Source organism: Sphingomonas sp. 7/4-4 (assembly GCF_027941955.1).
In the GTDB taxonomy this organism is placed as follows: domain Bacteria; phylum Pseudomonadota; class Alphaproteobacteria; order Sphingomonadales; family Sphingomonadaceae; genus Sphingomonas.
Map to the genome: position 1 here is coordinate 1155083 of NZ_CP115960.1, position 22608 is coordinate 1177690.

Here is a 22608-nt window from a genome sequence, read left to right on the forward strand (position 1 = left end):
CTGTGGACTGTCGTTTCCGGCGATGCGCCGACCCGCTGAAACGGCGCGACGTGGCGCGTGCGGGCGCATTGGCTATATCCGTCCCCGACAACCCGATTTTACGCTCGCGACGGCGGATGCGCCGTCGAGCGCGCCTGATGGAGAGACCTATCCGCATTCGCCTGCTGCTCGCCGCTTCCGCCCTTGCGCTGACCGCCTCGCCTGTCCTCGCGCAGATCAAGCCGGGCGAACCGCCGATCACCGAAATCACCAAGACTTCGGGCGGCCCGATCGATCCCGAACGTGCGGCGCTGCGGCTCGAGCATGTCGACCTCGCGATCGAAGTGTTTCCCGATACGCAGACGCTGCAGGGCGTCGCCACGCTGACGCTTGCCACTTCGGCGCCGCAGCGCCGCCTGCTGATCGATCTCGACAAGAATTTGCCGGTGAGCGCGATCAGCGTGGACGGGCAACCGCTGGCCCGCACCAGCTGGTCCAATCCCGAAGGCCGGCTGACCATCGCCCTTCCCGCGACGCTCGCGGCGGGAGGCCGGGCAATGGTCAGGATCACGTATGGCGGCACGCCGCACGTCGCGGTGCGCGCGCCGTGGGACGACGGCATCGTCTGGTCGAAAACCCCGAAGGCAAACCCTGGATCGCGACGACCGCCGAGGGCTATGGCTGCGACCTGTTCTGGCCGTGCCTCGATTTCCCGGCCGGCGAGCCGGCGAAGGTCGACCTCCACATCACCGTGCCCAAGGGCCTGTCGGCGCCATCCAACGGCGTGCTGCAAAAGGTCGATACGCTTCCCGACGGCCGCACGACCTGGCATTGGCATGCGCGCAGCCCGAACCCGTATTCGGTGGTGCTCAACGTCGCGCCCTATGTCGAGATCAAGGGCATCTACAAGAGCCGCTTCGGCGGGACGATCCCGCTATATTACTGGCATCTGCCCGGCCGCGAGGTGAAGGCCAAGGGCCTGTTCGCTGAATTCGCGCCGACGCTCGATTTCTTCGAGGCCAATGTCGGCCCCTATCCCTGGTCCGACGAGAAACTGGGCGTGGTCGAGACCCCGCATCTCGGCATGGAGCACCAGACGATCAACGCGTACGGCAACAACTACGCCAAGGACGCGACCGGCTTCGACTGGCTGTTCCAGCACGAGCTCGCCCACGAATGGTTCGGCAACCAGATGTCGGCGGCCAACTGGGACGATTACTGGCTCCACGAAGGCTATGCCCAGTACATGCAGCCGCTCTACGGCCGCTGGCGGGAGGGCGAGGCGCGCTATGCGGTGATGATGGAGAAGTTCCGCAACCAGATCGAGAACAAGGCACCGATCGTCTCCGGCCGGATCATGACCGAGGAAGAGGTCTATGAGGAGGAGAAAGGCGGCCCCGGCGGCGACATCTACGTCAAGGGTGCCTGGGTGCTCCACACGCTGCGCAACACGATCGGCGACAAGGCCTTCTGGGAAGTCACGCGCTGGCTGGTCTATGGCCGGCCCGACCCGAAGCCGGGCAATTTCCAGCCGCGCTTCGCCACCACGCCCGAATATATCGCCATCGTCAATCAGGTGACCGGCAAGGATATGGCCTGGTTCTTCCATGTCTATCTGTATCAGGCGGCGCTTCCCGAGCTGATCGAGACGCGCGAAGGCGACCGGCTCACGCTCCACTGGAAGACACCCGGAAACAGGCCCTTCCCGCTTCCGGTCGAGGTGCAGATCGACGACAAGGTCGAGACTGTGGCGATGACCGGCGGCACCGGAAGCATAGCCGTGCCGGCGGAGGCGCATGTGATCGTCGATCCCGCCTCGCGCATCCTGAAGCGCTCCGAAGCGGTCGAGGCCGCGCAGCGTGAACCGCGCCGCAGCGAGTGATGACGAGACTCCGGCTCTTCGCCGCCGCCTTGGTTGCGTTGGCGTTCCCGGCCACCGCCTCCGCGCAGCTTTATGAGGGCAAGGCCGGCAGCGCCCCGATCATAGTCGAGCTCGACACCGGCGATGGCGCGCCGAGCGGCCGCTATTTCTATCGCAGCACTCGCCTCGATATCGCACTCGACGGCGAGCGAGACGCGGACGTGCTCAAGCTGAGCGCACGGCTTACCGGCGACAGCCTCGTTCTGAGGCGTTCGGGCAGTGGCTGGGCGGGAACGCTGACCACCGCCAAGGGCAAGGCGCTTCCGGTCTCGCTCACGCCGGCCGTGCCTCCCGCCGCGCCGGCCGGCGCTCCCACGAATCTCGATGGCTATGATCGCATGCAGCTCGCGGGGCTGCGTCTCGAACCCGGCCCCGCCGAGCGCATCGGTACGCGCACGATCCGCTGGTACACCGAGCGTCGGTCTGGAACCCGGCTGTTCCGCATCGAAGGCGGATATGCCGCCGCGGCGCTCCACAAGATCAACGCCGCACTGACGGTGACGCAGTGGGAGCATGTTCGCAACTGGTTCGGCTGCCCGGGCTATGAGGGCGGCGCGGGCATCGATTCGGACGAGGCCGGGCCGGTCTATCTCGATGATTCCTGGGTCAGCTATCCATGGCTGACGAGTTGGGGCTGCGCGGGCGCGGCGCATCCCGATTTCGGAGTGCAGGGCGTCATTTTTGACGCGCGGACCGGCAGCGAGGTCAAGCTCGATGATCTGCTGCACTTCGGAAAGACGCCGCCGCCCGAGCGGTCGGACGCCTGGTACGCCTACCGCGGCGCGGCTTTCGCTACAGGATTGGTAGCGCTGCTCAAGCGCTATCATCCCGCGCAGATGGCGGCCCCGAAAGACGACGGCTGCAGCTATGACGACTCGGATGTGTGGAGCTTCCCTCAGGCCTGGTTCACGCCGGACGGCTTGTTCGTCGCGGCTTATTTCGCGCGTGTCGCGCGCGCCTGCGACGCTCCCGAATGGGCAGTGATCCCGTGGCGAGCGCTGAACGGTCCGGCCGCGCGGCGCCCTACCGCACGGCCTGCGCTTCGACCCCGGTGATCAGACCGGGCGGAGGACCCTCGCCAGGACGTAGGCGAAGGCGATCTGCCACGGCGTGTATATCTTGAGCGGCTGGATGATGTCGCTGGCGGACGAATCCCCGGTCGCACCGGTGGTGAGATACAGATACAGGCAGAAGCTGCCGACGGCGCCGAGCAGTACGGTGCCGAATGCCTCGAAGGTGAGGCTCGAGCCCTTGCGGACCAGCCCGAAGATCGCGCAGAGCAGAAGCGCGCCGCCGCCGCCCACGGCACCGCCGACGAACCCGCGCAGGAAACCCACTTCGTCGCCGCGCATGCCGCTGACGGTCATCAGCGCGACATAGTGCATCAGCGTGAAGCCGAGGAAGAACACCAATGCCTTGACCGCGAACCGGTGCTGCCGCTCGCGCCAGACGAAAGGCAGGCCGAACAGCGGCGTTATCCAGACCGCGCCGTTGTCGATGTGGAAATAGACCACCAACGCCAGGCCAATTGCGTACAGGACATGCCCAAGTACCAGCCATTTGAAGGTTTCGAGCGCGGCCGGGTTGAGCGCCAGATCGAACGGCGAACGATACTCGCGAGGATCTTCGTCATCGAGGATGGCTACATCGGACATACGTCACCTCTCCATCTCTTCTCCTGCGGAGATGGTGCGCCTTGCGGACGAGTCGGTCAAACAAAAGCGGCCGGAAAGGTATCTTTCCGGCCGCTTGTGCAGTGTTTTGGCAACAGAAGTTCAGGCGGCGCGCTCCTATGCGGCGCTGCCGGTCTTTTCCTTCTTGGCGTAGATGCGGACCGGGTCCTTGCGGCCCTCGACCACGTCCTTGTCGATCATCACCTCATCGACGCCGTCCATTCCGGGCAGGTCGAACATCGTGTCGAGCAGGATCGCCTCGAGGATCGAGCGGAGCCCGCGCGCGCCGGTCTTGCGATCGATCGCCTTCCTGGCGACCGCGACGAGCGCATCGTCGTTGAAGCCGAGCTTCACGCCCTCCATCTCGAACAGCTTCTGATACTGCTTGACCAGCGCGTTCTTCGGCTCGGTCAAGATCTTGACCAAGGCGTCGATGTCGAGGTCCTCGAGCGTCGCGATCACCGGCAGGCGGCCGACGAACTCGGGGATCAGGCCGAACTTGAGCAGATCCTCGGGCTCGGTCTGGCGCAGCACTTCACCCGTGCGCCGCTCTTCCGGCGCGGCGACATAGGCGCCGAAGCCGATCGACTTGCCCTGCAGGCGATCGCCGATGATCTTCTCGAGCCCCGAGAACGCGCCGCCGCAGATGAACAGGATGTTGGTCGTGTCGACCTGGAGGAATTCCTGCTGCGGATGCTTGCGGCCGCCCTGCGGGGGAACCGAGGCAGTCGTGCCTTCCATCAGCTTGAGCAAAGCCTGCTGGACGCCCTCGCCCGAAACGTCGCGGGTGATCGAAGGATTCTCGGCCTTGCGGCTGATCTTGTCGATCTCGTCGATATAGACGATCCCGCGCTGCGCCCGCTCGACATTATAATCGGAGGCCTGGAGCAGCTTGAGGATGATGTTCTCGACATCCTCGCCGACATAGCCGGCTTCGGTGAGCGTCGTCGCATCGGCCATGGTGAACGGCACGTCGAGGATGCGCGCCAGCGTCTGGGCCAGCAGCGTCTTGCCGCAGCCGGTGGGGCCGACGAGCAGGATGTTCGACTTGGCGAGCTCGACATCGGCACCCTTGGCGCCGTGGTTGAGCCGCTTGTAATGGTTGTGCACCGCGACCGAGAGCACGCGCTTGGCCTGCTTCTGCCCGATCACATAATCGTCGAGCACGTCGCAGATTTCCTGCGGCGTCGGGACGCCACCGTCCTTCTTCGAGACAAGTGCCGACTTGGTCTCTTCGCGGATGATGTCGTTGCAGAGCTCGACGCACTCGTCGCAGATGAACACGGTCGGTCCGGCGATGAGCTTGCGCACCTCGTGCTGCGACTTGCCGCAGAACGAGCAGTAGAGCGTGCTCTTGGAGTCGCCGCCGCTGAGCTTGGTCATTCAATCCATCCTTTACGCGCCGGACGCGTAGCCACTACCCGCCATCCTACACGCGGGTTCCCGTCCGGCAATCCATAATCCGCCCACAGCAAGCGGTTGTCGCCGCCCGAAGGCTTTCGCCCGCGGACGGCTATAACTCAATAATCTTAAGCAGCTGCTGCGTCGTCAGTCGGCTGCGGCCGCTTATCGTATACCTCGTCCACCACGCCGAACGCCTTGGCCTCATCGGCCTCGAAGAAGCTGTCACGGTCCATGACCTGCTCGATCCGTTCGAGCGGCTGGCCAGTATACTGAGCATAGAGCGCATTCATCCGCGCGCGAATACGGAGAATCTCCTTAGCCTGGATCTCGATGTCCGAGGCCATGCCTTGCGCGCCGCCCGAGGGCTGGTGCAGCATGATGCGGGCATTGGTCAGCGCGACACGGAGGCCCGGCTCGCCCGATGCGAGCAGGAAGCTGCCCATCGACGCCGCCTGACCGATGCACACCGTGCCGACGCGTGGACGGATATATTGCATGGTGTCGTGGATCGCCATGCCGGCGGTGACCACGCCGCCCGGCGAGTTGATGTACATCCAGATGTCCTTCTTCGGGTTCTCGGACTCGAGGAAGAGCAGCTGGGCAGTGATCAGCGAGGCCATATGGTCCTCGACGCCGCCGGTCACGAAGATGATGCGCTCGCGCAGCAGGCGCGAGAAGATGTCGAAGCTGCGCTCGCCGCGGCTCGACTGTTCGATAACGATGGGAACGAGACCGCCGGTAACGGGATCAATGGTCATCTGACCGGAAAGCGGATGCATGCGGGATTTTCTCTTGGATGGTTGCCCAGACGCCCAACATCGGCGCTCGGCTCGCGCGGCGCAAGGGGGCAACGCGGTAAACCACCGATGGGGCCTGCCTGACACGCCAGCTTGACACGGTTGACACGAAACGGGCTTTTTCCGGCTGTCGTTGACACGCTTCCTCTCCTGCATCCCGTTGTCACGCGTAACCGACGTGCCTGATACGCGCCGGCTATGCCCCTATGAGGCGACACGTACGCGACAGCCGTTTGCCCTCGAAGGCGGTTGCGACCTCGTGGCATCACACGCCGACGCAAGCGGGACCGCAGCACGCCAAATCCTACATTGCAAGGTAGCCCTGCCGCGCCCACATCGTTTCGCATGAGCAAGGTTCTAGTCACCGGCGGCTCCGGCTTCGTCGGCAGCCATGTGATCCTGCAGCTGCTGGCCGCGGGACACGAAGTCCGCACCACGGTGCGCAGCCTGTCGCGCGAAGCCGAGGTGCGCGCGACGCTCGCCGCGGCGGGCGCGGATGCCGGCGACCGCCTATCCTTCTTCGCCGCCGATCTGGAAAAGGACGATGGCTGGGCCGAGGCAGTGGCGGGCTGCGACTATGTCCATCATGTCGCCTCGCCCTTCCCGCCTGCCCAACCCAGGGACGAGCAGGAACTGATCCGGCCGGCGCGCGAAGGCACCTTGCGGGTGCTGCGCGCGGCCCGTGACGCGGGCGTGAAGCAGATCGTGGTCACTTCGTCCTTCGCGGCGGTGGGTTATGGCCATGGCCAGCGCGACACGCCCTATACCGAGGCGGACTGGACCGATCCGGACGGCCCGGCGGTGCAGCCCTATATGAAATCCAAGACGCTCGCCGAGCGCGCGGCGTGGGATTTCATCGCCCGCGAAGGCAACGGCATGGAGCTGGCGGTGGTCAATCCGGTCGGCATCTTCGGCCCGGCGCTGAACGGCGACCTTTCGACTTCGATCTTCCTCGTGAAGACGATGATCGAAGGGAAGATGCCGGGCACCCCCGGCTCTATCTGGGCGTAGTCGATGTTCGCGACGTCGCCGATCTCCACTTGCGCGCGATGACTGATCCGGCGGCCGCGGGCGAACGCTTCCTCGCCGTCGCGGGCGAGGCGATGTCGTTCTACCAGATGGCAGCGGTGCTGCGCGAGCGAATGGGAGCCGCCGCTGCGAAGGTGCCGAAGCGTCAGCTACCCGACTGGCTGATCCGCCTGCTTGCGATCTTCAATCCGCTGGCCCGCGAAGCGGTGCCCCGGCTGGGGATCAAGGCAAATGCGAGCAACGAGAAAGCGCGCCGCGTGCTGGGTTGGACGCCGCGATCGAACGAGGAAGCGATCGTCGCCAGCGGCGAGAGCCTGATCGCGCTGGGCCTGATCGGGCGCTAAACCTTACCGACATTCGACTAACTTGCCTCCCCTCCCTTCTAGGGAGGGGCTGAGGTGGGTGCGCGCGTCTGCGCGCCTGAAAGAATCTCTGACTTCGCAGCAAAATGGCACCGGCTGGGGCATCGAGCCCCAGCCGGTGCCACCACCCCTGACCCCTCCCTAAGAGGGAGGGGAAGAATGGAATATCGGACACGCGCTAAGGCATTTTCCATCCTCTCCCGCTATCGAGGCGCGATGGGGACGAGAGCCACGATTTCGGATGAGCGGCGTTTCGCGCTGTGGCTGCTGCTCGGCGGGCTGGCGCTCAGGCTGCTGCTCCTCCAGGTTCGGGATGGCGGACTGACCGCCTTCTATGGCGGCGGCGAGGCCACGCGGATCGCACTCGCGCTCGCGCGCACCGGCACCTTCGCCGACGCCTATTATGAAGGCTATGGGCCGACCGCGCATCTGCTGCCGATCCTGCCCGGCATCGCGGGCTTCCTCTTCTGGCTGTTCGGGCCGCTGAGCGTCCCGGCCAACCTGGCATTGCTCGGCTGGTCGCTGCTCCAGACCTTCGCGAGCTATTGGCTGCTGCGCCGACTATTCCAGCGCCTCGGGATGGATGCGACGGCGATCCGCTGGGGGCTCGCTTTGCTCTGCCTGGTGCCGGTGTTTCAGCCGCAGGAGACGATCGACTTTCGCTATTGGGAGGGGGCCGCGGCAGTGACGCTCGCCGCGATCAGCCTAAATCTGCTGCTAGCGCTCGACGAACGCACGCACATCGGCTGGCGCGCCCTGCTGCTCCCGGCAGCACTCGCCGCATTGACCTTCTTCGTCAGCCCCGCCGCCGGGCTCGGCATCTATGCCTGCTGGGGATTGTTCGCGCTGCGCCGGCTCGGCCTGGCCAAGGCGCTCCAGTTCGGCGGGTTGTGCGCGGCCGCGCTCGCATTGCTGGTGGTGCCCTGGGCGATGCGCAACGCCGTGATGGTCGGCGAGCCGGTGCCGCTGCGCAGCAATTTCGGACTGGAAATCGCGATCGCCAATCACCCCGCCGCCGTTTCCGGCGATAGGCCCGCTGAGACCTTCGCCGAGCGGCTGGTGGCGATACACCCCTATCACGGCCGCGCGGCACGCATTGAACTCGCCCGCGAGGGAGGCGAGATCGCTTATGCGCGGCACCTCGGCACCGAGACCAAGGCGTGGATCGCCGCGCACCCGCTCGACTTCGCACGGCTCAGCGCGCGCCATCTCCACCAGTTCTTCTTCCCTTCGCCGTGGCAGTTCTACTTCAGCAGCCGGGAGGAATTGCGCACGCCCCGCGCGATCCTGCTGTCGCTGGTGAGTCTGTTCGGGCTGCTCGGGCTCGGCGCCGCGATCTATCGGCGCCAACGCGGCTATGGCTGGCTCGCAATCTATATCGCCGGCGCGGCTTTGCCCTATGCAATCGTCCAGCCGATCCCGCGTTATTCCTATCTCGTCTACGGGATGCTCGCCTTCCTCGCGGTGGAGGCGCTGCTGCGCGCCGGGCGCTATGTTGTCGGCAAGGTCGGCCCCGGCACCGCCAGATAGGCCAGCCGCCGCATCTCGCGGCGCCCGCGCACCACGGTGTCGAGGATCAATCCGGTGAACAGGTTGAGGAAGGCGAGGATCATCAGCCCGGTGGCGAGGAGCGCGGTCGGGAAGCGCGGCACCAGGCCGGTCTGCAGATAGGTGATCGCCAGCGGCACCGCGAGCAGCACCGACATCATCGCGAACACCGTGGCGATGAAGCCGAAGAACAGCATCGGCCGCTCGATCCGGTAGAGCACCGCGATCGTCTTCGCGATCCGGTATCCGTCACGCCAGGTGTTGAGCTTCGACGCCGACCCCTCGGGCCGTGCGAAATAGCGTGCCTCCACCTCCCCGACCGGCATCTTGAGTTCGAGCGCGTGGACGCTGATCTCGGTCTCGATCTCGAACCCGGACGAGAGCACCGGAAAGCTCTTGACGAAGCGGCGTGAGAACACCCGATAGCCCGAGAAGATATCGGTGAAGCTGCGCCCAAACAATTGCGCCAAAAGTCCGGTCATCGCGCGATTGCCGAGGACATGGCCGCGGCGATAGGCCTCCGCCGCTTCATGCACGCGAGTGCCGACGATCATGTCGAGCCCCTCCTGCACCAGCCGATCGACCATCGCCGGCGCGACGCTCGCGTCATAGGTCGCGTCGCCATCGGCCATCACATAGATGTCGGCATCGACATCGGCGAACATCCGCCGGACGACATTACCCTTGCCCTGCATCCGCTCGCTGCGGACGATCGCGCCCGCCGCGCGCGCCACCTCGATCGTGCGATCGCGGCTGTTATTGTCGTAGACGTAGATGGTGGCACCCGAAAACGCTTCGCGGAACCCGGCGATCGTCTGCGCGATCGCGGCTTCTTCGTTGTAGCAGGGCAGAAGGACTGCGATTCTGGCGTTCATTGTCCCGCCATAGGGCTGCGATCGGCACCGTTCGACATATTTGTTCTTTGACTTTCCCCCATCCCCGCAGCGATCATTCGGCATCGCAAGGGGAAAGCAATGGGAATACGCGATCTTCGGATCCTGACGCTGATCGTCGCCATGATGGTGGCGATCGAAGCACTTTCAACGCCGATCATATTGCTGGCCGCAGAGCTGTTTCCCGACGGCTATGTGGAAAATGTGGTCCCAATCGCCACGCAGGTCGATCTCGCAGTAACGGTGTTCACACTGCTGACCTACGCCGTTTTCGGCCGCTGGATCTATGTGGCGGGCAGGAACCTGGTCGAAGCGGGATACCAGGATCTGGAATTCACCCCGGGATCGCGAATCTGGTGGTTCGCGGTGCCCTTCGCCAACCTGGTGAAGCCGTATCAGGGCATGCGCGAGCTGTGGAACGCAAGCCATGGCGAGAGCGACTATACGATCGGCAACGGGCTGGTCGGGGCATGGTGGGCGCTCTGGCTCGGCCATGGCTTCCTTGCCACCATCCTGCGGGTCTCTGCGGGGACGGACGCCGGCGCCGGACCGTTTTGGCTTCAGTCCGCCGCCGATATCGCCGTCGCGGTCGTCGCGATCGTCATGCTCCGCCGCATCGCCGAGGCGCAGACCAAGCTCGGCACCGGGGAGCTGGCCGAAGTCTTCGCCTGAGCTGAAAAAGCAAGGCCCGCCGCTCCGGTGAGAGAGCGGCGGGCCCGATGCTTTTACCGAGGCAGAAAGGCTCAGTCGGCCTTCTTCTTCGCCGGAGCCTTCTTCGCCGCCGGCTTGGCCGGAGCCTCCGCCTTCTCGGCCTTGGCGGCGGGCGCCTTCTTGGTCGCGGCCTTCTTCACCGGCTCGGCCTCGACGAGTTCGTCGCCGGGCGCGGCGGGCTCGATATCGGCCTTCTCGACCTTTTTCGGCTTGGCTGCAGCCTTCTTCGCCGGCTCCTCGGCCTTGGCGTCGTCAGCCTTGGCTTCCTTTGCGGGCTTCTTGGCGGCGGCCTTCTTGGCCTTGGGCTTGTGATTGTCGTGATCGTGGGTGTGCGTGCCGGTGTCGAAGCCCTCGTCGCTCTCGATCGCGGCTTCCAGCTCTTCGCGAGTCACTTCGCGGTCGCTGACCTCGGCCTTGTCGAACAGGAAGTCGACGACCTTGTCCTCGAACAAGGGCGCGCGCAGCTGGGCGGCCGCCATCGGCTCCTGCTGGACATACTGCATGAAGCGCTGGCGATCCTCCGGGCCGTATTGCTGCGCGGCCTGCGCGATCAGGCGGCTCATTTCCTGCTGCGAGACCTCGACGCCGTTGGCGGTGCCGATCTCGGAGAGGAGCAGGCCCAGACGCACGCGGCGCTCGGCGATCTTGAAGTAATCGTCGCGCTCGCTCTCGAGCTCGGCGAGCGCGGCGGCCGGATCGGGCTCGTGCTCGGTCTCGTGGACGAGCTGGTGCCAGATCTGCTGGAACTCGGCGTCGACCATCGACGGCGGCACCGGGAAATCATGGCCGGCGGCGAGCTGATCGAGCAGCTTGCGCTTCATATAGGTGCGGGTCAGGCCGTTGAGCTGCTGCTCGATCTGGCCCTTGAGGAGCCCCTTGAGCTGCTCGAGATCCTGCAGGCCGAGCTGCTTGGCGAAATCGTCGTCGATCTTCGTCTCGCCGGCGGTCTTCACCGCGGTGATCTTGAGGTCGAAGGTCGCGGGCTTGCCGGCGAGATCCTTCGAGCCGTAATCCTCCGGGAAGGTGACGTTGATCGTCTTCTCGTCGCCGGTCTTCACGCCGACCAGCTGGTCCTCGAAGCCCGGGATCAGGCGGCCCGAGCCGATCTCGACCGACATGCCCTCGCCGGTGCCGCCCTCGAAGGCGACGCCGTCGGCGGTCTTGCCGACGAAATCCATGGTGACCTGGTCGCCGGTCGCGGCCTTGTGCTTGGCCGGGGCGTCGTCCCAGCCCTTCTGGTTGCTGGCGAGCTCCTTGAGCTGTGCGTCGACCGCGGCGTCGTCGGCCGGAACGGTCAGGCGCTCGAGCTTGAGGCCCTCGATCGACGGCGTCGGCACGTCGGGAAGCACTTCGAGCTCGACCTTGATCTCAGCGTCCTTGCCGGGGGCATATTCGCCCTCGAGGCTCACCGCAGGCTGCATCGCCGGGCGGAGCTTATGGTCGACGAGCAGCTTCTGCACGCCTTCCTGGATCGAATTGTTGAGCGCGTCCTGCGCGAGCGCCTCGCCATGCATCTTGCGCACGAGGTTAGCGGGGACCTTGCCGGGGCGGAAACCGGGCATGCGGACCTGCGGGGCGACCCGCTTCACTTCGGCATCGACCTTCTTGTCGATGTCCTTGGCGGTGATCTTGAGCGTGTAAGCCCGCTTCAGGCCCTCGTTCAACGTCTCGACAGTCTGCATCAGTTCAAGCTTCCAAAAAGAATGAGATCGCGGCGCCGGGACGCTGATCAAGAGCGACGGTGCCTGGTGCGGGCGAAGGGACTCGAACCCCCACACCTTTCGATACCAGAACCTAAATCCACTCTATATACGACATATTAACTATTTAATCGTATGATCTCAACTAGTTCCATCTATCGCCATCCAAGCCAGCCTGGACACAGTCCAGACACAGCCACACATGGACCTAGCCGCCGAAGCGGCGCTCATAACGAAGGGAGCTGCCCATGACCAGCCATGAAATGTTCGGAGGAAAGGTGCAGCTTTACCGTCGAGGCAACGTGTGGTGGCGGGCCGCCCGCGTTGGCGGCAAGCGCTTCCGCGAGAGCACCGGTCACACCCGGCTCGACTTGGCCGAGCATGTCACCGAGGAGTGGTATCTCGACCTGCGCGGCAAGCTGCGGAATGGCGAGCTTGAGCCGGACGAGCGGACCTTCCACTCTGCCGCCGAGGAATATGTTCGCGAGATGCGGGTGCTCACCATCGGCATGCGCAGCGAAAAATATGTCGAGTACCTCGAACTACGCCTGAATTGCCATATCCTGCCTTACTTCGGCGCAATGGGCCTCTCGAAGATCACCAAGAGCGTCAGCCAATCCTATCTGGTGAAGCGCATCGAGGAGACAATCGCCAAAACCGGCCAGCGTCCCGCGCGGAGCACTCTGCTGCAAGAGATCGTTCATGTTCGGCAGATTCTGAAATTCTCCGAGGGCAAGGGCTGGATACCCTATGTGCCCAGCCTTTCCTCCGAGCTGCTGAAAAAACCAAGACCAGCAGGCGCGCATGGTTCTCGCCCGAAGAGTACGATCAGCTTCACAAGGCTACCCGTCGCCGCATCACCAAAGGAACGCGCCGGGGATGGAAGACCCATTATGAGGATTTGCACGATTATGTGCTGTTTCAGGCAAACACCGGCCTACGGCCCGACGAAGCAGCCAATCTCGAAATCCGCGATGTAAAGATCGTGTACGACTACGAAACCAAGGAAACGATCTTGGATATCGACGTGCGCGGCAAGACCGGCGTCGGCTACTGCAAGAGCACGGCCAACGCCGTTTATCCGTTCCAGTGCCTACGCGACCGGCGCATGGGCGAGCTTCGGATCGACAACCCCGGCATGCCACAGGAGGAGTTGGAGGCTCTATTCCGTCACACCAAACTTTTCCGCCCCTTCAAACGCGAGCTTTTCAACAAAATCCTTCGCGAAGAGGGCTTGAAGCAGGACCGCGATGGCCAGCCACGCACGGCTTACAGCCTTCGCCACACCTATATTTGCTTCCGGTTGATGGACCGGGCCAACGTTCATCAGATCGCCAACAACTGCCGCACCAGCGTCGAGATGATTGAGATGCACTATGCCGCGCATATTCGCGACCGCCTCCTGGCATCGGAAATCAATACTCGCCGCCCCCGTGCAGCAAGGAAAGGCAAGAAGCAAACCCCCGGCGAACAGCCGACCACGTAATCCACACGCCTACGATTTGCTTGCTAGCATCCCCTGCCCCGCTATAGGCTGCCCGACTTCGCGGCTATGGCGGAATTGGTAGACGCACTTGGTTTAGGTCCAAGCGGGCAACCGTGGGGGTTCGAGTCCCTCTAGCCGCACCATCCCTACTTTTGGTGCATGAAGATGCACCCACGGCGGGTCTAGAGCAGGAAGCTGCGCGCCCCGCCGTGCGCGAAGGACGGCCTGGAGAGGCCGCCCGGTGGTCAATAGTCGCACCGAAGGGGCGCGACCATCGCAAACCAACGAAACCGACTACCGCCTTTCAATCGCGGGGTTCGTCGCCCCGCACTTCTCGCATTCGACCAACTCGGCCTTGGGGCCGGTCACATAGATCTTGCCTTTGAAGCCGTCCCATTCGGCACCCCAGCGGTTCCAATCGTCGGACCACTGCCGAATGCCGCCCGTCGCGCCGCATCCGGCGCAGGTCAGGTCATAATGGTCCCATTCGCGGCTCATGCCGCCACCATAGCCGCCGGGTGATCGGCGGCAAGCGCCGGGGCGCTAACCCTTCCGTCGCTGGTTGAGCGCGCGCAGCGTGCGGCGACGCCAGCGCATCACGGTAATCCGCTCTTGAATGGCCGCAGCCATTCGGTTGATGATTCCGCAATGATGACAGTGGCAGCAATCCCAAGTGCAATGATCGTGGTCATCGTTTCCTCCTTCGCGCCGCGCGGAATGCGCGACGGTCAGGGAGCCAAGAGGCTGACCGGCCAAGCAGATCGGTCACAGGCCCCGCCCCGAAGGGGATGGTGCTGCACGCAGGAAGCTCATCGCCTTGACCGGTCGGCGCGGTCAGCCAGTGAACCGCCCAACCGTCCTCGCCTTTCCGTGCGCCGAAGGGGAAACGAGCCCACGGGCCATTGCCGGGCCAAATGCCCCGCCATTAGGGAAATATTAACCAAATTTTAGCGGTTTTCCGTGTATCCTTGACGCTGGTTCACCCGTGCGCGAGAAATCTATAGTCGCCAACATTACAGTTTCATCGGACGATCATGCGGCGCAGCCGGATGACCCGGAGGCTAGCCTCCGCGCCGAATTGCTCGGCCAGATCGTCGCGGCGCAGTTCGATCTTGAAGCCGTAGTAGCCGAACTGTCCCGCACTGGCGGCAATCCCGGCGACGCCCAGAACCAGCTTCAATTCCTGAGCAGCTTGCAGCGCACGGTTGGCACCGCCAACCCGGTTGCCCTGGCGCAGATGCGCAGTGAGATCGCCGCGACCGTCAGCGCCGCCCAAGCCGTGGCAGCGCAGGGCCGTACCGCTGCATCGCCGGATGACAAGACCGCCGATCTTGCCGAGACGACCGCGAACACCCGTCGCACCATCGGCGACATCAGCGAGAAGCTGTTCGAGCGCAAAGTGCTCGATCCGTACCTCACCTTCGCCTCACCCGAGGACGAAGCCGAGTTCCGCCGCCGCGAAGCTGAGCGCCAAGAATATGTCCGCCGCGAACTGGCCAAGGGCACACCGGAGGGCGCGCTCAACGCTTCAAACGCCGCCGTCGCCCAGCTTGAAGACGCTCGCGATCACGGAGCTGACCGCAGCCCCGATTTCGATACCCTCCTCAGTAGCGCGACTGTGGCGCGCGACCAGCAACGCGCCGCGATAACGAACGCCGGCGTCTCCACATCGACGAACAATCAGGAAGCCACGAACACTCCGCAGCCGACGTCCTCGGCCAACTCGTCAACGGAACTCGATGATGTGGCGGCCACGCTGCTTGCCGCTGGCGTGTCCCTACCCACGATGAACAGTGCACCGCTCAATGCTCATGGCCTGAGCGACGTGGCGTCACTCGGACCGGCAACTACGTCGCGAACCGTCTAGGTCAGAGCATCCCTAGCCGGATGCAGTCGGCCCGCGTCCGTTGAAAGTAGCCATCGTCGCGCAACATCTTGTCGCCTTCGACATAACCGTTCCGTGTGATGTCGGCGGCGACACGGTCGCTGGAATAGCCAAGCCGCACACTCATTGCCTGCGCCGCGTTATAAGCCCGCCGCGCCGCCTCTCGCAGAGCGACGTCATTTTGATGGTTGGGATTGTAGCGGGGATCGCCCACGGCAACTGTGTTCGCCGTAAAACACCGGAGCGCGTAGCTATAGGCCCGCTGGTTAGGATCGGCTTGCTGAGCTTGGACGCCAGCAGGCAGGACCAAGCAGGTAGCTCCAAGATAAATCGACAAATTACGCACGACATGAGCCCTCCCAACGGGCTCAGAATCTGCCACCGTGCAACATTTTGGGCAATTTTGTTGCAGGAATGAATATTTAAAATCAGTGACTTAGATTGGAGAAGGCTTTGTCAGCCTTTCGCCCAAATTCCGTCGCTCAACAGACGGAGGACGAGCAGCGATCATCCACTAACCGGCCTTACGTTCCCGTACACGCAGGCCCTGTGCGCAAATTTCTCAGTGCTGCCATCTGTGCGGTTTACCCAGAAGCACTTTGTACCGAAATCGGCGGTCCGGACGCTGAACCCAGCTATGCCGCATCCAATTTTTTCATCGCCCTCGGGATGGCGATTGAGGGCAGCCACTAAAACCTTTGAATCCGCCGCATCCACCTTGTCGCCCACGTCATATTTGTGAAGCATCGTATTCAAGTAAGCGACTGCGTCACCTTTCTTGGCGAAGTGTAGGTCACCTAAGATAAATGGCTTCGCTGGCATGAACACCCCTCCCGTATCAAGAACTCTGCGATGTATTTTGACCAGATTGATCACTCACAATTAGCTTTTCGCGAATTTCACGGACGATGATAGCTGGAATATCCATGGCTTCAAATTGAGCATCCCGCTCAGTGACCCATTGCAGACAGCCTTCTTTGGTAAGATCGTCCCTAGCTATTTTCTCATATAGCGTCACCGCGCTCATACGGGATAAGCCAAGTTCCATCAGCGACAGCAAAGTACGCGTGGAAACGCCAAACTCCAGCTGTGTCCCGATGTCGAGGTCGTTGTCGATCAGATCTTCGCGGCCAATCTCTCGCAGATGGACTTGGAGGATATCCATGTATGCCGAGAGATATTTCGGGGCTCGAAAGCGAGCGATCTGCTCGACCAGCTCCATCGTTTGTCGGATAAGCGTGGGCAGGACGTAAGGGCGGCTATGTGTCCGATGGTAGTCGATGTTTTTTCTTATCATCGCTGCGAGGGAAAACCCCTTCAGCCACTGCACGACAATCAAAGCGTGGAGTGGAATCAAACCATCCGGCATAAATGCGGGATAGAGATGCTCGTTAATCCGGCGCATGATTGTCACAAAGCGATCGTAGCTGTCTTGGCTTTCAACCGGCGCAGGTATCAAGTTTTCGACTTCGTTTTTATACGCGCGAAACGCATCCAGCAAACTTTGAAGGCCCAGAGCGCTCACGCCGGGATGTCGTTCTGCAGTCTCCGAACCGATCTCGATCTTGCCTGCCAGCGCGGCTAGTTGCTTTTCGATCTTCGCAATGGTGGCGGAATTGTGTCGCTTTGCGAAACTCGCCTGCGCGATAGAACCCAGCCGCAAGTAAGTGGCCAAAAGATACGCCCCAACCTGTTCATATTGGCCGGTGTCGGCCAGTTCGGGCAACGGCGTATCTGCGCGTCTTTCCAAGTAATCGGCCATGCCGTCACCCGTTTCCAGGACCGCATCGCTCTCACGTTTAATCGGATATCGCGAACGAACAGGGACGCCGTTGGGCCATGCCGTGGTGTCGTCCGGATCAACGCAAACAATGTTGCCCTGAAATTCATTTCCCCATCGCCCAGCTCGACCGGCAAGGTTCCAGAAATCATGAGGCTCCATTGGGTGCCCGATCCCTTTGCGCGGACCGCGCACGACGATTGTTCGGCAGGATAAATTGACACCCTCGATCAAGGTCGAAGTGCATACGAGAAAGCGAATTTTCCCGCTGCGGAAAAGACGTTCAACCTCCTGCCGGATCAAAGAGGGCATGTTGCCATAGTGAAAGGCCACGCCCTGTTGAACGAGCGATGCCAGCGCAAAATTGGGATGGACGCCTTTCCGCGCCAGATCGGCGAGTTCGAGGAGTTCCTTGTCCGTACCATCGATCGGTGGAATCAACTGTGCGATCAAAGCAGCGACATCTTCGGCGTCGCCTGCCCGATTGGCATAGACCAGTGTGCCGCCACGCTCGCCAACCGCTGCGGCGATAAAAGCAAGTTTCTTGGTAAGAGTACCGGGCGAGCTACCTAGCTGCAACACGCCGATGGGCTGTGAAGTGCCCCCTTGGCGCATTGAAAGATTCCAGAATTTGGGCTTGCGCGGCACCTGCTCGGCAACGATCAAATTTTGGATGACCGTAGGAGAGTCGCTATCAACAGCGGCGGTCTTCGCGGTGCTGGGGGCGTCGGCCAACAACTCTTCAGGGTTCTGCGTGGCCGGACTGATAAACACGACCTTGAGATTGGTGTTCGCGCGTTCGAGCCGCTCAATGGCATCCTGCAGGATTACGCCCCGCTGATTGTCTCCAATCTTGTGGGCCTCATCGACGATCAGCAAGTCAACAAGAACATCATCACCCAAAGCATTTGCCAAGAGGTGGAGACGCTCTTGCGTGAAAACGAGGACGAGCTTGTTCCCGCCCGCCCTCGCAGCGTCATATTTCTCCCGAAGAGGGATAGAAGAAACCTCGATCTCGGCTCCCTTGCCGAGCAGCAACGCCAGGTTCGTTTCGATCTCTGAAACGAGCGCGCGTGTTGGCGCGAGATAGACTGAAACGCACGTGTCAGCCGAGCGCATGTGATTGATCAACCACTGCAAAACGAGGAAGGTTTTGCCTGAGGCGGTCGGCGCGGATGCGGACAGCCAATTATTGCTGTTCGCGTTATCCCAAAAGCGCTGCTGGAAGTCGTTGACCTGCAGCCAGCTCCCACTTGATTCCACGAGTACCGAATGATCCAATTGGCGACGCTGGACCTCCATCCGCAGGCCCAGTCCCAGCCGCCCCTCTAGATCGCTCTCCAGCAATTGCCGGTCATTTGCCAGCGCCACAGCCCGGAAGTTGGTAAGCTTGTCGAGAAGAACGGCCCCTGCATCTTTCACCGGCTGCGTGTTCGCCAACGTGACCGCGCCTGTGGCGATGCGAAGAGCTACTTCCTGATGCGGGCGAGCCTCAGATCGCGCTAAAATACTGCCCGCAAATAGCAGGCGATGCCAATCGATTTCCTTCGCGTCTTCATCCGGCTCCGCTGCTAGGTTGTCGAGTTCTGTCCTGACAATGCGGCGCGTAAGCACATCAACATCACCCTTGATGCCCTCATCCATCAACCATGCGGTCAAATCGTTGAGGCTCATTCGGTAAGCCCCATTGCCTTGAGGAAAGCCTGCCGAAAGCCATCCGCCGACGGAAGCGGGATGCAGAGCAATTCGATTTCGATTTGATCTAGTTTCTCTTCGGCGAGCCGTGTGCCTATGCGCGCTTTCAGCTTTTCGAGTTCCTCCCGAGCTGCCTTGGCGATCTCGTCCGCTACCCCCTTGGTGCCGTCCCCAGGATAGAAAGCTGCGTCGAAACCGATAAGGGCAATCCCGCAATACTGCACACGCTTTGACTGCTTGGAATCTTTGTTAAAATACTGCTTGAGAGCCGCCGTTAGAGTCGGATCACTCAGATCGGCCTTATCACTTAGCAGGATCAAATCCTGCTCGCGCTCCGCGGCCTCGTGGTCGGGCTCAATCAAGAAGGGCGCGATAGAAGCAAGGCACTCTTTGATTCCCTCGCTGGCATCTTTGTAAATTTTGGATTCGCCCCAGAAAAGCTTCAGAATCCCGTCGTCAGTCACCCCTGCATAAACCCCGTCTGCACCGTGATAATGCACCCGGGTGTCCGTCTTAAGGTCCATTTTGCAGAGGATTTGCGGAAGCTTCAGGAAGCGCTCGGCCAGCAAAAACAATAGCATTTCACCGCCTTCGCCCGTCCGCGCGAGATCGGTGAAGGAGCGCTTAGCCTGCTCATGCAGTGCGGCGACTGCTTCATTGCTCTTATATTTTTCGTCGCGCTCCTTGGCCGCGGCCATCTTTGAGCGGGGTATTGCGTAGCTGGTCACCGCGTTGCGCATGAACTCAGCAAGCCGATGAGGCTGGATACGCCCGTTACCGTCCACCGTTAGACAATGACAATGAATCTTGACGAGATGACCATCTAGAACGACATCGCGCTCGACGAGTTCAAGGTGAACTTCGAGCGCCTCCGGGTCGCCGGTGAGTGCGGCATTCAAATCTTCTGCGGTGATCTCAGACAGGTCGCCCCCAATCTTATCGTGGCCGGCTCCGGACCGGTTGCCATATTCTATGCAATTCGGCGGGCCGTGTCCCAGAGGTATTTTATAAGGCTAATATCGCGCCGCTTTCCGCGAGATTGCGCCTGCCCGTCTCCCGAACTCCGGCAAAGCATCGCCTTCAGATCGAAAATTTATGCTCGCAACCCTATTGCCCATAATGTTGCACGGGAGCGCGCGGTGCCTCGGGACCACGGTACAGATTGGCAAATCTACGACAGTAATGGGCGACGAAAATATCTCAGCGCTGGCGAACGCGAACGCTTTTTGGGTCAGATCGACAGCTTAGCTGCGGATCGGCGGGCGCTCTGTCTCGTCCTGGCCTACACCGGCTGCCGTGTCTCAGAAGCGCTCGCGATCACCCGCCATCATATTGACGCTGATCGGTGCGCTATTACCTTCCGCACGTTGAAACGACGCAAGATCGTGTTTCGCGCCGTCCCGATTCCACGGCCGCTTTGTGACCTGCTGTTGGCGCTCGCCACAAATCATGATGGCCGTATCTGGCCGATTCATCGTGCAACAGTTTGGCGATGTATCCGCGAGATCACGGAACAGTTGCGCATTGCCGGACCAATGGCGTGTCCGCGCGGCCTGCGGCATGGATTCGGCATTCACGCAGTCAGCAACAACGTGCCGCCCAATCTAATCCAACGATGGATGGGGCATGCCTCACCCACGACGACGGCGATCTATCTCGACGCCGTTGGTGCCGAGGAGCGCAACTTCGCGAACCGAATGTGGCCCGCCCCACTGCGCCGCCACGATTAAAGGCCTTCGTTCTCCATCCATCGGCTTGAACAGCACCACGCACGGCTTCTTGTGTGGTCGTTTTGGCACTGGCCCGCACCGGGTCAAGTCAGTGCGCTTCCGCGCCCGGCACAAGGCCGGGGCTTGTGCAGCTTCTCCCTGTCGGGCGCGCGTCCCGCGCGGACTGGACCCGGCGCTCGATAGCCAGCGCGCGCCTCTCCCCACGAAGCCGCGGCGTGGTGCCGCAGCCCAACCAAAGGGAGACCATCATGACCAAGCAGACCAACAGCAACGCAACCAAACCCACCCATCGCCTCTATCGCGTCGAGGGCACCGGCAAATCCGCCAAATGGACCGAGATCGGCGCGGCCTGGCCGAACAAGGATGGCGAAGGCTTCTCGATCACCTGCGGCGCGGTGCCGCTGCAAGGCCGTATCGTGATGCGCAAGGTCAAAGCTCGCGCACCGAAGCAGGAAGCGGCATAGCTGCCGACGCCGCCGCGCCTCATCCGCGCGGCGGCGTTTCCATCCCGGCACGCCGGATGGCGGTGACGACTGGCCCATCCGGCAACGTGGCCCAGACCTGCGCGGCATATTCGAGGACGACCAGCACGGTGCCTTCGGCGATGCGGCGCGCCAGCTCGTCGAGGCCGCGTCCTTCCAGCACGAATTGCCGCGTGCCGAAGTCGAACGACACGAAGCGGTCGCCGATATACTCCACCGCTTGCAGGCTGGGGTAACTCAGGCCCCAGCCCTGCCAGAGGCCGGAGCGCGCCTCGAATCGGCGCAGCCCCAGCATCAGCGACGGGCGTGACCGCCCGCGCTGAAGCAGCCACGGCTTGTAAGTCGTGAGATCGTGCGACGGGGCGGTGTCGTCCAGCGCCGCATCGGCGGGTGGCGGCGGCGACGCGGCCGGTTGGCCGGGTGCCGCCCCGCGCGGCTGCTCGAACATCGCGCGCCAGTTGCCCGTTTTGTTTGGATCAGGTTCCCAGCCCCCTCCATGCGTGCTCATCTAGCGCTCCCTTTCCGGGGCGGGCGGCTCGCGCTGCGGCTCTTCGCGCGCCGGGGCCAGCCGCTCGATCTGCCGGTCGAACCAGTCATGGAAGCGCTGGAAGGTCTGCGCCGCCTCGACCGCAAAGGGCGCTTGCTCGAAGCGCCCGAGCGCTTCCTTGGCGCGCTCCTCGACGCCGCGATAGAAGCGGGCGTATTGGAACTGCCCGAACCGCTCCTGCATCACCCCGCGCAGTTCCTTCAGGTGGAACGCCAGCCGCAATGCGGGTTCGGGCAGGCGCGACAGGCCGCGCTCCAAATAAGAGCGCCGGTCGATGCGTTCCGCCGACCCGGCGCGCTCGAGCGCGGCATTGGCGGTCACCTCCCAGCTTTCGCGAACCCGATCATAATAGGCGATGCTGTTCCAGCTATCGGGGTTGCTTTCGACCATCACGGTCCGCCCGTCCGCATGGGTGCGACCCGTCGGGTCCGGCACCCAGTCGTGGCGAACCTTATTGCCAAACCCATCGGCATCCATGGGGCGCATCGTCAGCATGACATGCGCGTGCGGCTGGTCGAGCCCGTCGCTCGCCGTTTTGTTATGCCAGCACACATCGGCGATCATGCCGAGATCGACGAAGTTGCGCTTCACGAAATCCCGCACGAGCGAGATCCGCTGCGCCGGATCGAGCTCGCGCGGAATCATGATGCGGACCTCGCGCGCGGTCTGGCTGTCCTTCCTGCGCTCGCGCCGGTCGGCCATGTTCCATAACGCTTCCCGGTCGAGCCTTCGTGCCCATGCCGGGGCATTGTCGGGCAACATGATTTCCTTGTGCACGACGCCGCCCTTGCGAGTGTAATCGTGGGTAATGCCTTGGCGATCGTCGCGTAGTTTTTCGCCGGAGCGATAAGCGGCGGCAGCGACCGGGCTCTGGTTGGCCGAGCGCTTAATCTGCGTCACCCGCATGCTATACAGTGCCATCGGGCACCCCTGTAGGCCTTCGTTAGCCCATCGTTTATTGTTGCGAATCATTCTCAAAAGAAGGA

General features: G+C 62.6%; 23 protein-coding genes, 1 tRNA gene and 1 pseudogene. 12 read left to right on the forward strand and 13 right to left on the reverse strand.

Annotated elements, in window-relative coordinates; all coding sequences use genetic code 11:
- Positions 1-98: 98 nt before the first annotated feature.
- On the reverse strand, positions 99-452 hold the full coding sequence (locus PIB19_RS05845; RefSeq protein WP_271241076.1) for a hypothetical protein: 354 nt from the start codon (positions 450-452) through the stop codon (positions 99-101).
- Here PIB19_RS05845 and PIB19_RS05850 point away from each other — a divergent pair.
- Together PIB19_RS05850 and PIB19_RS05855 are read left to right on the forward strand one after the other, a co-directional pair.
- Positions 363-1861, forward strand: a pseudogene (locus PIB19_RS05850) (M1 family metallopeptidase). The gene PIB19_RS05845 and the pseudogene PIB19_RS05850 sit on opposite strands and share 90 nt — an antisense overlap.
- Positions 1861-2955, forward strand: coding sequence for a hypothetical protein (locus PIB19_RS05855; RefSeq protein WP_271240044.1), 1095 nt, complete (start codon positions 1861-1863; stop codon positions 2953-2955). The pseudogene PIB19_RS05850 and the gene PIB19_RS05855 overlap by 1 nt, the downstream one beginning before the upstream one ends.
- Here PIB19_RS05855 and PIB19_RS05860 read toward each other — a convergent pair whose 3' ends face one another.
- From PIB19_RS05860 to PIB19_RS05870, 3 genes are all read right to left on the reverse strand, one after another.
- Entirely contained in the window at positions 2956-3555 is a 600-nt protein-coding gene (locus tag PIB19_RS05860; RefSeq protein ID WP_271240045.1) for a hypothetical protein, read from the reverse strand.
- Between the two features lie 135 nt (positions 3556-3690).
- Positions 3691-4956 (reverse strand): ATP-dependent Clp protease ATP-binding subunit ClpX, encoded by a 1266-nt coding sequence (gene clpX / locus PIB19_RS05865; protein WP_271240046.1) that lies wholly within the window; start codon positions 4954-4956, stop codon positions 3691-3693.
- Between the two features lie 146 nt (positions 4957-5102).
- On the reverse strand, positions 5103-5735 hold the full coding sequence (locus tag PIB19_RS05870; protein WP_271240047.1) for an ATP-dependent Clp protease proteolytic subunit: 633 nt from the start codon (positions 5733-5735) through the stop codon (positions 5103-5105).
- Positions 5736-6119: 384 nt separating this feature from the next.
- Here PIB19_RS05870 and PIB19_RS05875 point away from each other — a divergent pair, with 384 nt between their 5' ends.
- The 3 genes from PIB19_RS05875 (at position 6120) to PIB19_RS05885 (ending at position 8695) form a co-directional block, all read left to right on the forward strand.
- Positions 6120-6785, forward strand: coding sequence for an NAD-dependent epimerase/dehydratase family protein (locus PIB19_RS05875; protein ID WP_271240048.1), 666 nt, complete (start codon positions 6120-6122; stop codon positions 6783-6785).
- Positions 6786-6823: 38 nt separating this feature from the next.
- Positions 6824-7147 carry a hypothetical protein gene (locus PIB19_RS05880; RefSeq protein ID WP_271240049.1) on the forward strand — a complete coding sequence of 108 codons (324 nt, stop codon included), beginning with the start codon at positions 6824-6826 and terminating at the stop codon, positions 7145-7147.
- 234 nt (positions 7148-7381) lie between these two features.
- Positions 7382-8695, forward strand: a complete 1314-nt coding sequence (locus PIB19_RS05885; protein WP_271240050.1) for a hypothetical protein — start codon at positions 7382-7384, stop codon at positions 8693-8695.
- On the opposite strand, the gene PIB19_RS05890 is transcribed toward PIB19_RS05885, so the two are convergent.
- Positions 8656-9588, reverse strand: a complete 933-nt coding sequence (locus tag PIB19_RS05890) for a glycosyltransferase family 2 protein (RefSeq protein WP_271240051.1) — start codon at positions 9586-9588, stop codon at positions 8656-8658. The genes PIB19_RS05885 and PIB19_RS05890 overlap by 40 nt on opposite strands.
- 99 nt (positions 9589-9687) lie before the next feature.
- Here PIB19_RS05890 and PIB19_RS05895 point away from each other — a divergent pair, with 99 nt between their 5' ends.
- Positions 9688-10278, forward strand: coding sequence for a DUF4328 domain-containing protein (locus tag PIB19_RS05895; protein WP_271240052.1), 591 nt, complete (start codon positions 9688-9690; stop codon positions 10276-10278).
- Between the two features lie 71 nt (positions 10279-10349).
- On the opposite strand, the gene tig is transcribed toward PIB19_RS05895, so the two are convergent.
- A complete protein-coding gene (tig, locus tag PIB19_RS05900; RefSeq protein WP_271240053.1) occupies positions 10350-11999 on the reverse strand; it encodes a trigger factor in 1650 nt (549 codons plus the stop codon).
- Positions 12000-12265: 266 nt separating this feature from the next.
- Here tig and PIB19_RS05905 point away from each other — a divergent pair, with 266 nt between their 5' ends.
- The 3 genes from PIB19_RS05905 to PIB19_RS05915 all read left to right on the forward strand — a co-directional run bounded on the left by PIB19_RS05905 (position 12266) and on the right by PIB19_RS05915 (position 13646).
- The gene (locus PIB19_RS05905; RefSeq protein ID WP_271240054.1) at positions 12266-12997 is read left to right on the forward strand and encodes a hypothetical protein; all 732 of its coding nucleotides are present in this window, start codon (positions 12266-12268) and stop codon (positions 12995-12997) included.
- A gap of 5 nt (positions 12998-13002) precedes the next feature.
- Positions 13003-13503 carry a hypothetical protein gene (locus PIB19_RS05910; protein ID WP_271240055.1) on the forward strand — a complete coding sequence of 167 codons (501 nt, stop codon included), beginning with the start codon at positions 13003-13005 and terminating at the stop codon, positions 13501-13503.
- Between the two features lie 60 nt (positions 13504-13563).
- Positions 13564-13646: transfer RNA gene (locus PIB19_RS05915), tRNA-Leu, on the forward strand.
- A gap of 151 nt (positions 13647-13797) precedes the next feature.
- Here PIB19_RS05915 and PIB19_RS05920 read toward each other — a convergent pair.
- On the reverse strand, positions 13798-14001 hold the full coding sequence (locus tag PIB19_RS05920) for a hypothetical protein (protein WP_271240056.1): 204 nt from the start codon (positions 13999-14001) through the stop codon (positions 13798-13800).
- A 580-nt stretch (positions 14002-14581) separates the two neighbouring features.
- Between PIB19_RS05920 and PIB19_RS05925 the strand changes: the two genes are divergently transcribed.
- Entirely contained in the window at positions 14582-15370 is a 789-nt protein-coding gene (locus PIB19_RS05925; RefSeq protein WP_271240057.1) for a hypothetical protein, read from the forward strand.
- A 1-nt stretch (position 15371) separates the two neighbouring features.
- Here PIB19_RS05925 and PIB19_RS05930 read toward each other — a convergent pair whose 3' ends face one another.
- From PIB19_RS05930 to PIB19_RS05945, 4 genes are all read right to left on the reverse strand, one after another.
- Entirely contained in the window at positions 15372-15698 is a 327-nt protein-coding gene (locus PIB19_RS05930; RefSeq protein WP_271240058.1) for a hypothetical protein, read from the reverse strand.
- 197 nt (positions 15699-15895) lie between these two features.
- Positions 15896-16264 (reverse strand): DCL family protein, encoded by a 369-nt coding sequence (locus tag PIB19_RS05935; RefSeq protein WP_271240059.1) that lies wholly within the window; start codon positions 16262-16264, stop codon positions 15896-15898.
- Positions 16227-18842 carry a DEAD/DEAH box helicase gene (locus PIB19_RS05940; protein ID WP_271240060.1) on the reverse strand — a complete coding sequence of 872 codons (2616 nt, stop codon included), beginning with the start codon at positions 18840-18842 and terminating at the stop codon, positions 16227-16229. Before PIB19_RS05940 ends, PIB19_RS05935 begins: the two co-directional genes overlap by 38 nt.
- Positions 18839-19762, reverse strand: a complete 924-nt coding sequence (locus PIB19_RS05945; protein WP_271240061.1) for a HamA C-terminal domain-containing protein — start codon at positions 19760-19762, stop codon at positions 18839-18841. The genes PIB19_RS05940 and PIB19_RS05945 overlap by 4 nt, the downstream gene beginning before the upstream one ends.
- Here PIB19_RS05945 and PIB19_RS05950 point away from each other — a divergent pair.
- Together PIB19_RS05950 and PIB19_RS05955 are read left to right on the forward strand one after the other, a co-directional pair.
- On the forward strand, positions 19718-20593 hold the full coding sequence (locus PIB19_RS05950) for a tyrosine-type recombinase/integrase (protein WP_271240062.1): 876 nt from the start codon (positions 19718-19720) through the stop codon (positions 20591-20593). The genes PIB19_RS05945 and PIB19_RS05950 overlap by 45 nt on opposite strands.
- A 248-nt stretch (positions 20594-20841) precedes the next feature.
- On the forward strand, positions 20842-21057 hold the full coding sequence (locus PIB19_RS05955; RefSeq protein WP_271240063.1) for a hypothetical protein: 216 nt from the start codon (positions 20842-20844) through the stop codon (positions 21055-21057).
- Between the two features lie 19 nt (positions 21058-21076).
- Here PIB19_RS05955 and PIB19_RS05960 read toward each other — a convergent pair whose 3' ends face one another.
- On the reverse strand, positions 21077-21583 hold the full coding sequence (locus tag PIB19_RS05960) for a hypothetical protein (RefSeq protein ID WP_271240064.1): 507 nt from the start codon (positions 21581-21583) through the stop codon (positions 21077-21079).
- On the reverse strand, positions 21584-22594 hold the full coding sequence (mobQ, locus tag PIB19_RS05965; protein ID WP_271240065.1) for a MobQ family relaxase: 1011 nt from the start codon (positions 22592-22594) through the stop codon (positions 21584-21586).
- Positions 22595-22608 lie beyond the last annotated feature (14 nt).

Coding starts and splice junctions, on each gene's coding strand:
- PIB19_RS05855 (WP_271240044.1), top strand. CDS start 1,861: ATGACGAGACTCCGGCTCTTCGCCGCCGCCTTGGTTGCGTTGGCGTTC.
- PIB19_RS05860 (WP_271240045.1), bottom strand. CDS start 3,555: ATGTCCGATGTAGCCATCCTCGATGACGAAGATCCTCGCGAGTATCGT.
- clpX (WP_271240046.1), bottom strand. CDS start 4,956: ATGACCAAGCTCAGCGGCGGCGACTCCAAGAGCACGCTCTACTGCTCG.
- PIB19_RS05870 (WP_271240047.1), bottom strand. CDS start 5,735: ATGACCATTGATCCCGTTACCGGCGGTCTCGTTCCCATCGTTATCGAA.
- PIB19_RS05875 (WP_271240048.1), top strand. CDS start 6,120: ATGAGCAAGGTTCTAGTCACCGGCGGCTCCGGCTTCGTCGGCAGCCAT.
- PIB19_RS05880 (WP_271240049.1), top strand. CDS start 6,824: ATGACTGATCCGGCGGCCGCGGGCGAACGCTTCCTCGCCGTCGCGGGC.
- PIB19_RS05885 (WP_271240050.1), top strand. CDS start 7,382: ATGGGGACGAGAGCCACGATTTCGGATGAGCGGCGTTTCGCGCTGTGG.
- PIB19_RS05890 (WP_271240051.1), bottom strand. CDS start 9,588: ATGAACGCCAGAATCGCAGTCCTTCTGCCCTGCTACAACGAAGAAGCC.
- PIB19_RS05895 (WP_271240052.1), top strand. CDS start 9,688: ATGGGAATACGCGATCTTCGGATCCTGACGCTGATCGTCGCCATGATG.
- tig (WP_271240053.1), bottom strand. CDS start 11,999: ATGCAGACTGTCGAGACGTTGAACGAGGGCCTGAAGCGGGCTTACACG.
- PIB19_RS05905 (WP_271240054.1), top strand. CDS start 12,266: ATGACCAGCCATGAAATGTTCGGAGGAAAGGTGCAGCTTTACCGTCGA.
- PIB19_RS05920 (WP_271240056.1), bottom strand. CDS start 14,001: ATGAGCCGCGAATGGGACCATTATGACCTGACCTGCGCCGGATGCGGC.
- PIB19_RS05940 (WP_271240060.1), bottom strand. CDS start 18,842: ATGAGCCTCAACGATTTGACCGCATGGTTGATGGATGAGGGCATCAAG.
- PIB19_RS05955 (WP_271240063.1), top strand. CDS start 20,842: ATGACCAAGCAGACCAACAGCAACGCAACCAAACCCACCCATCGCCTC.
- PIB19_RS05960 (WP_271240064.1), bottom strand. CDS start 21,583: ATGAGCACGCATGGAGGGGGCTGGGAACCTGATCCAAACAAAACGGGC.
- mobQ (WP_271240065.1), bottom strand. CDS start 22,594: ATGATTCGCAACAATAAACGATGGGCTAACGAAGGCCTACAGGGGTGC.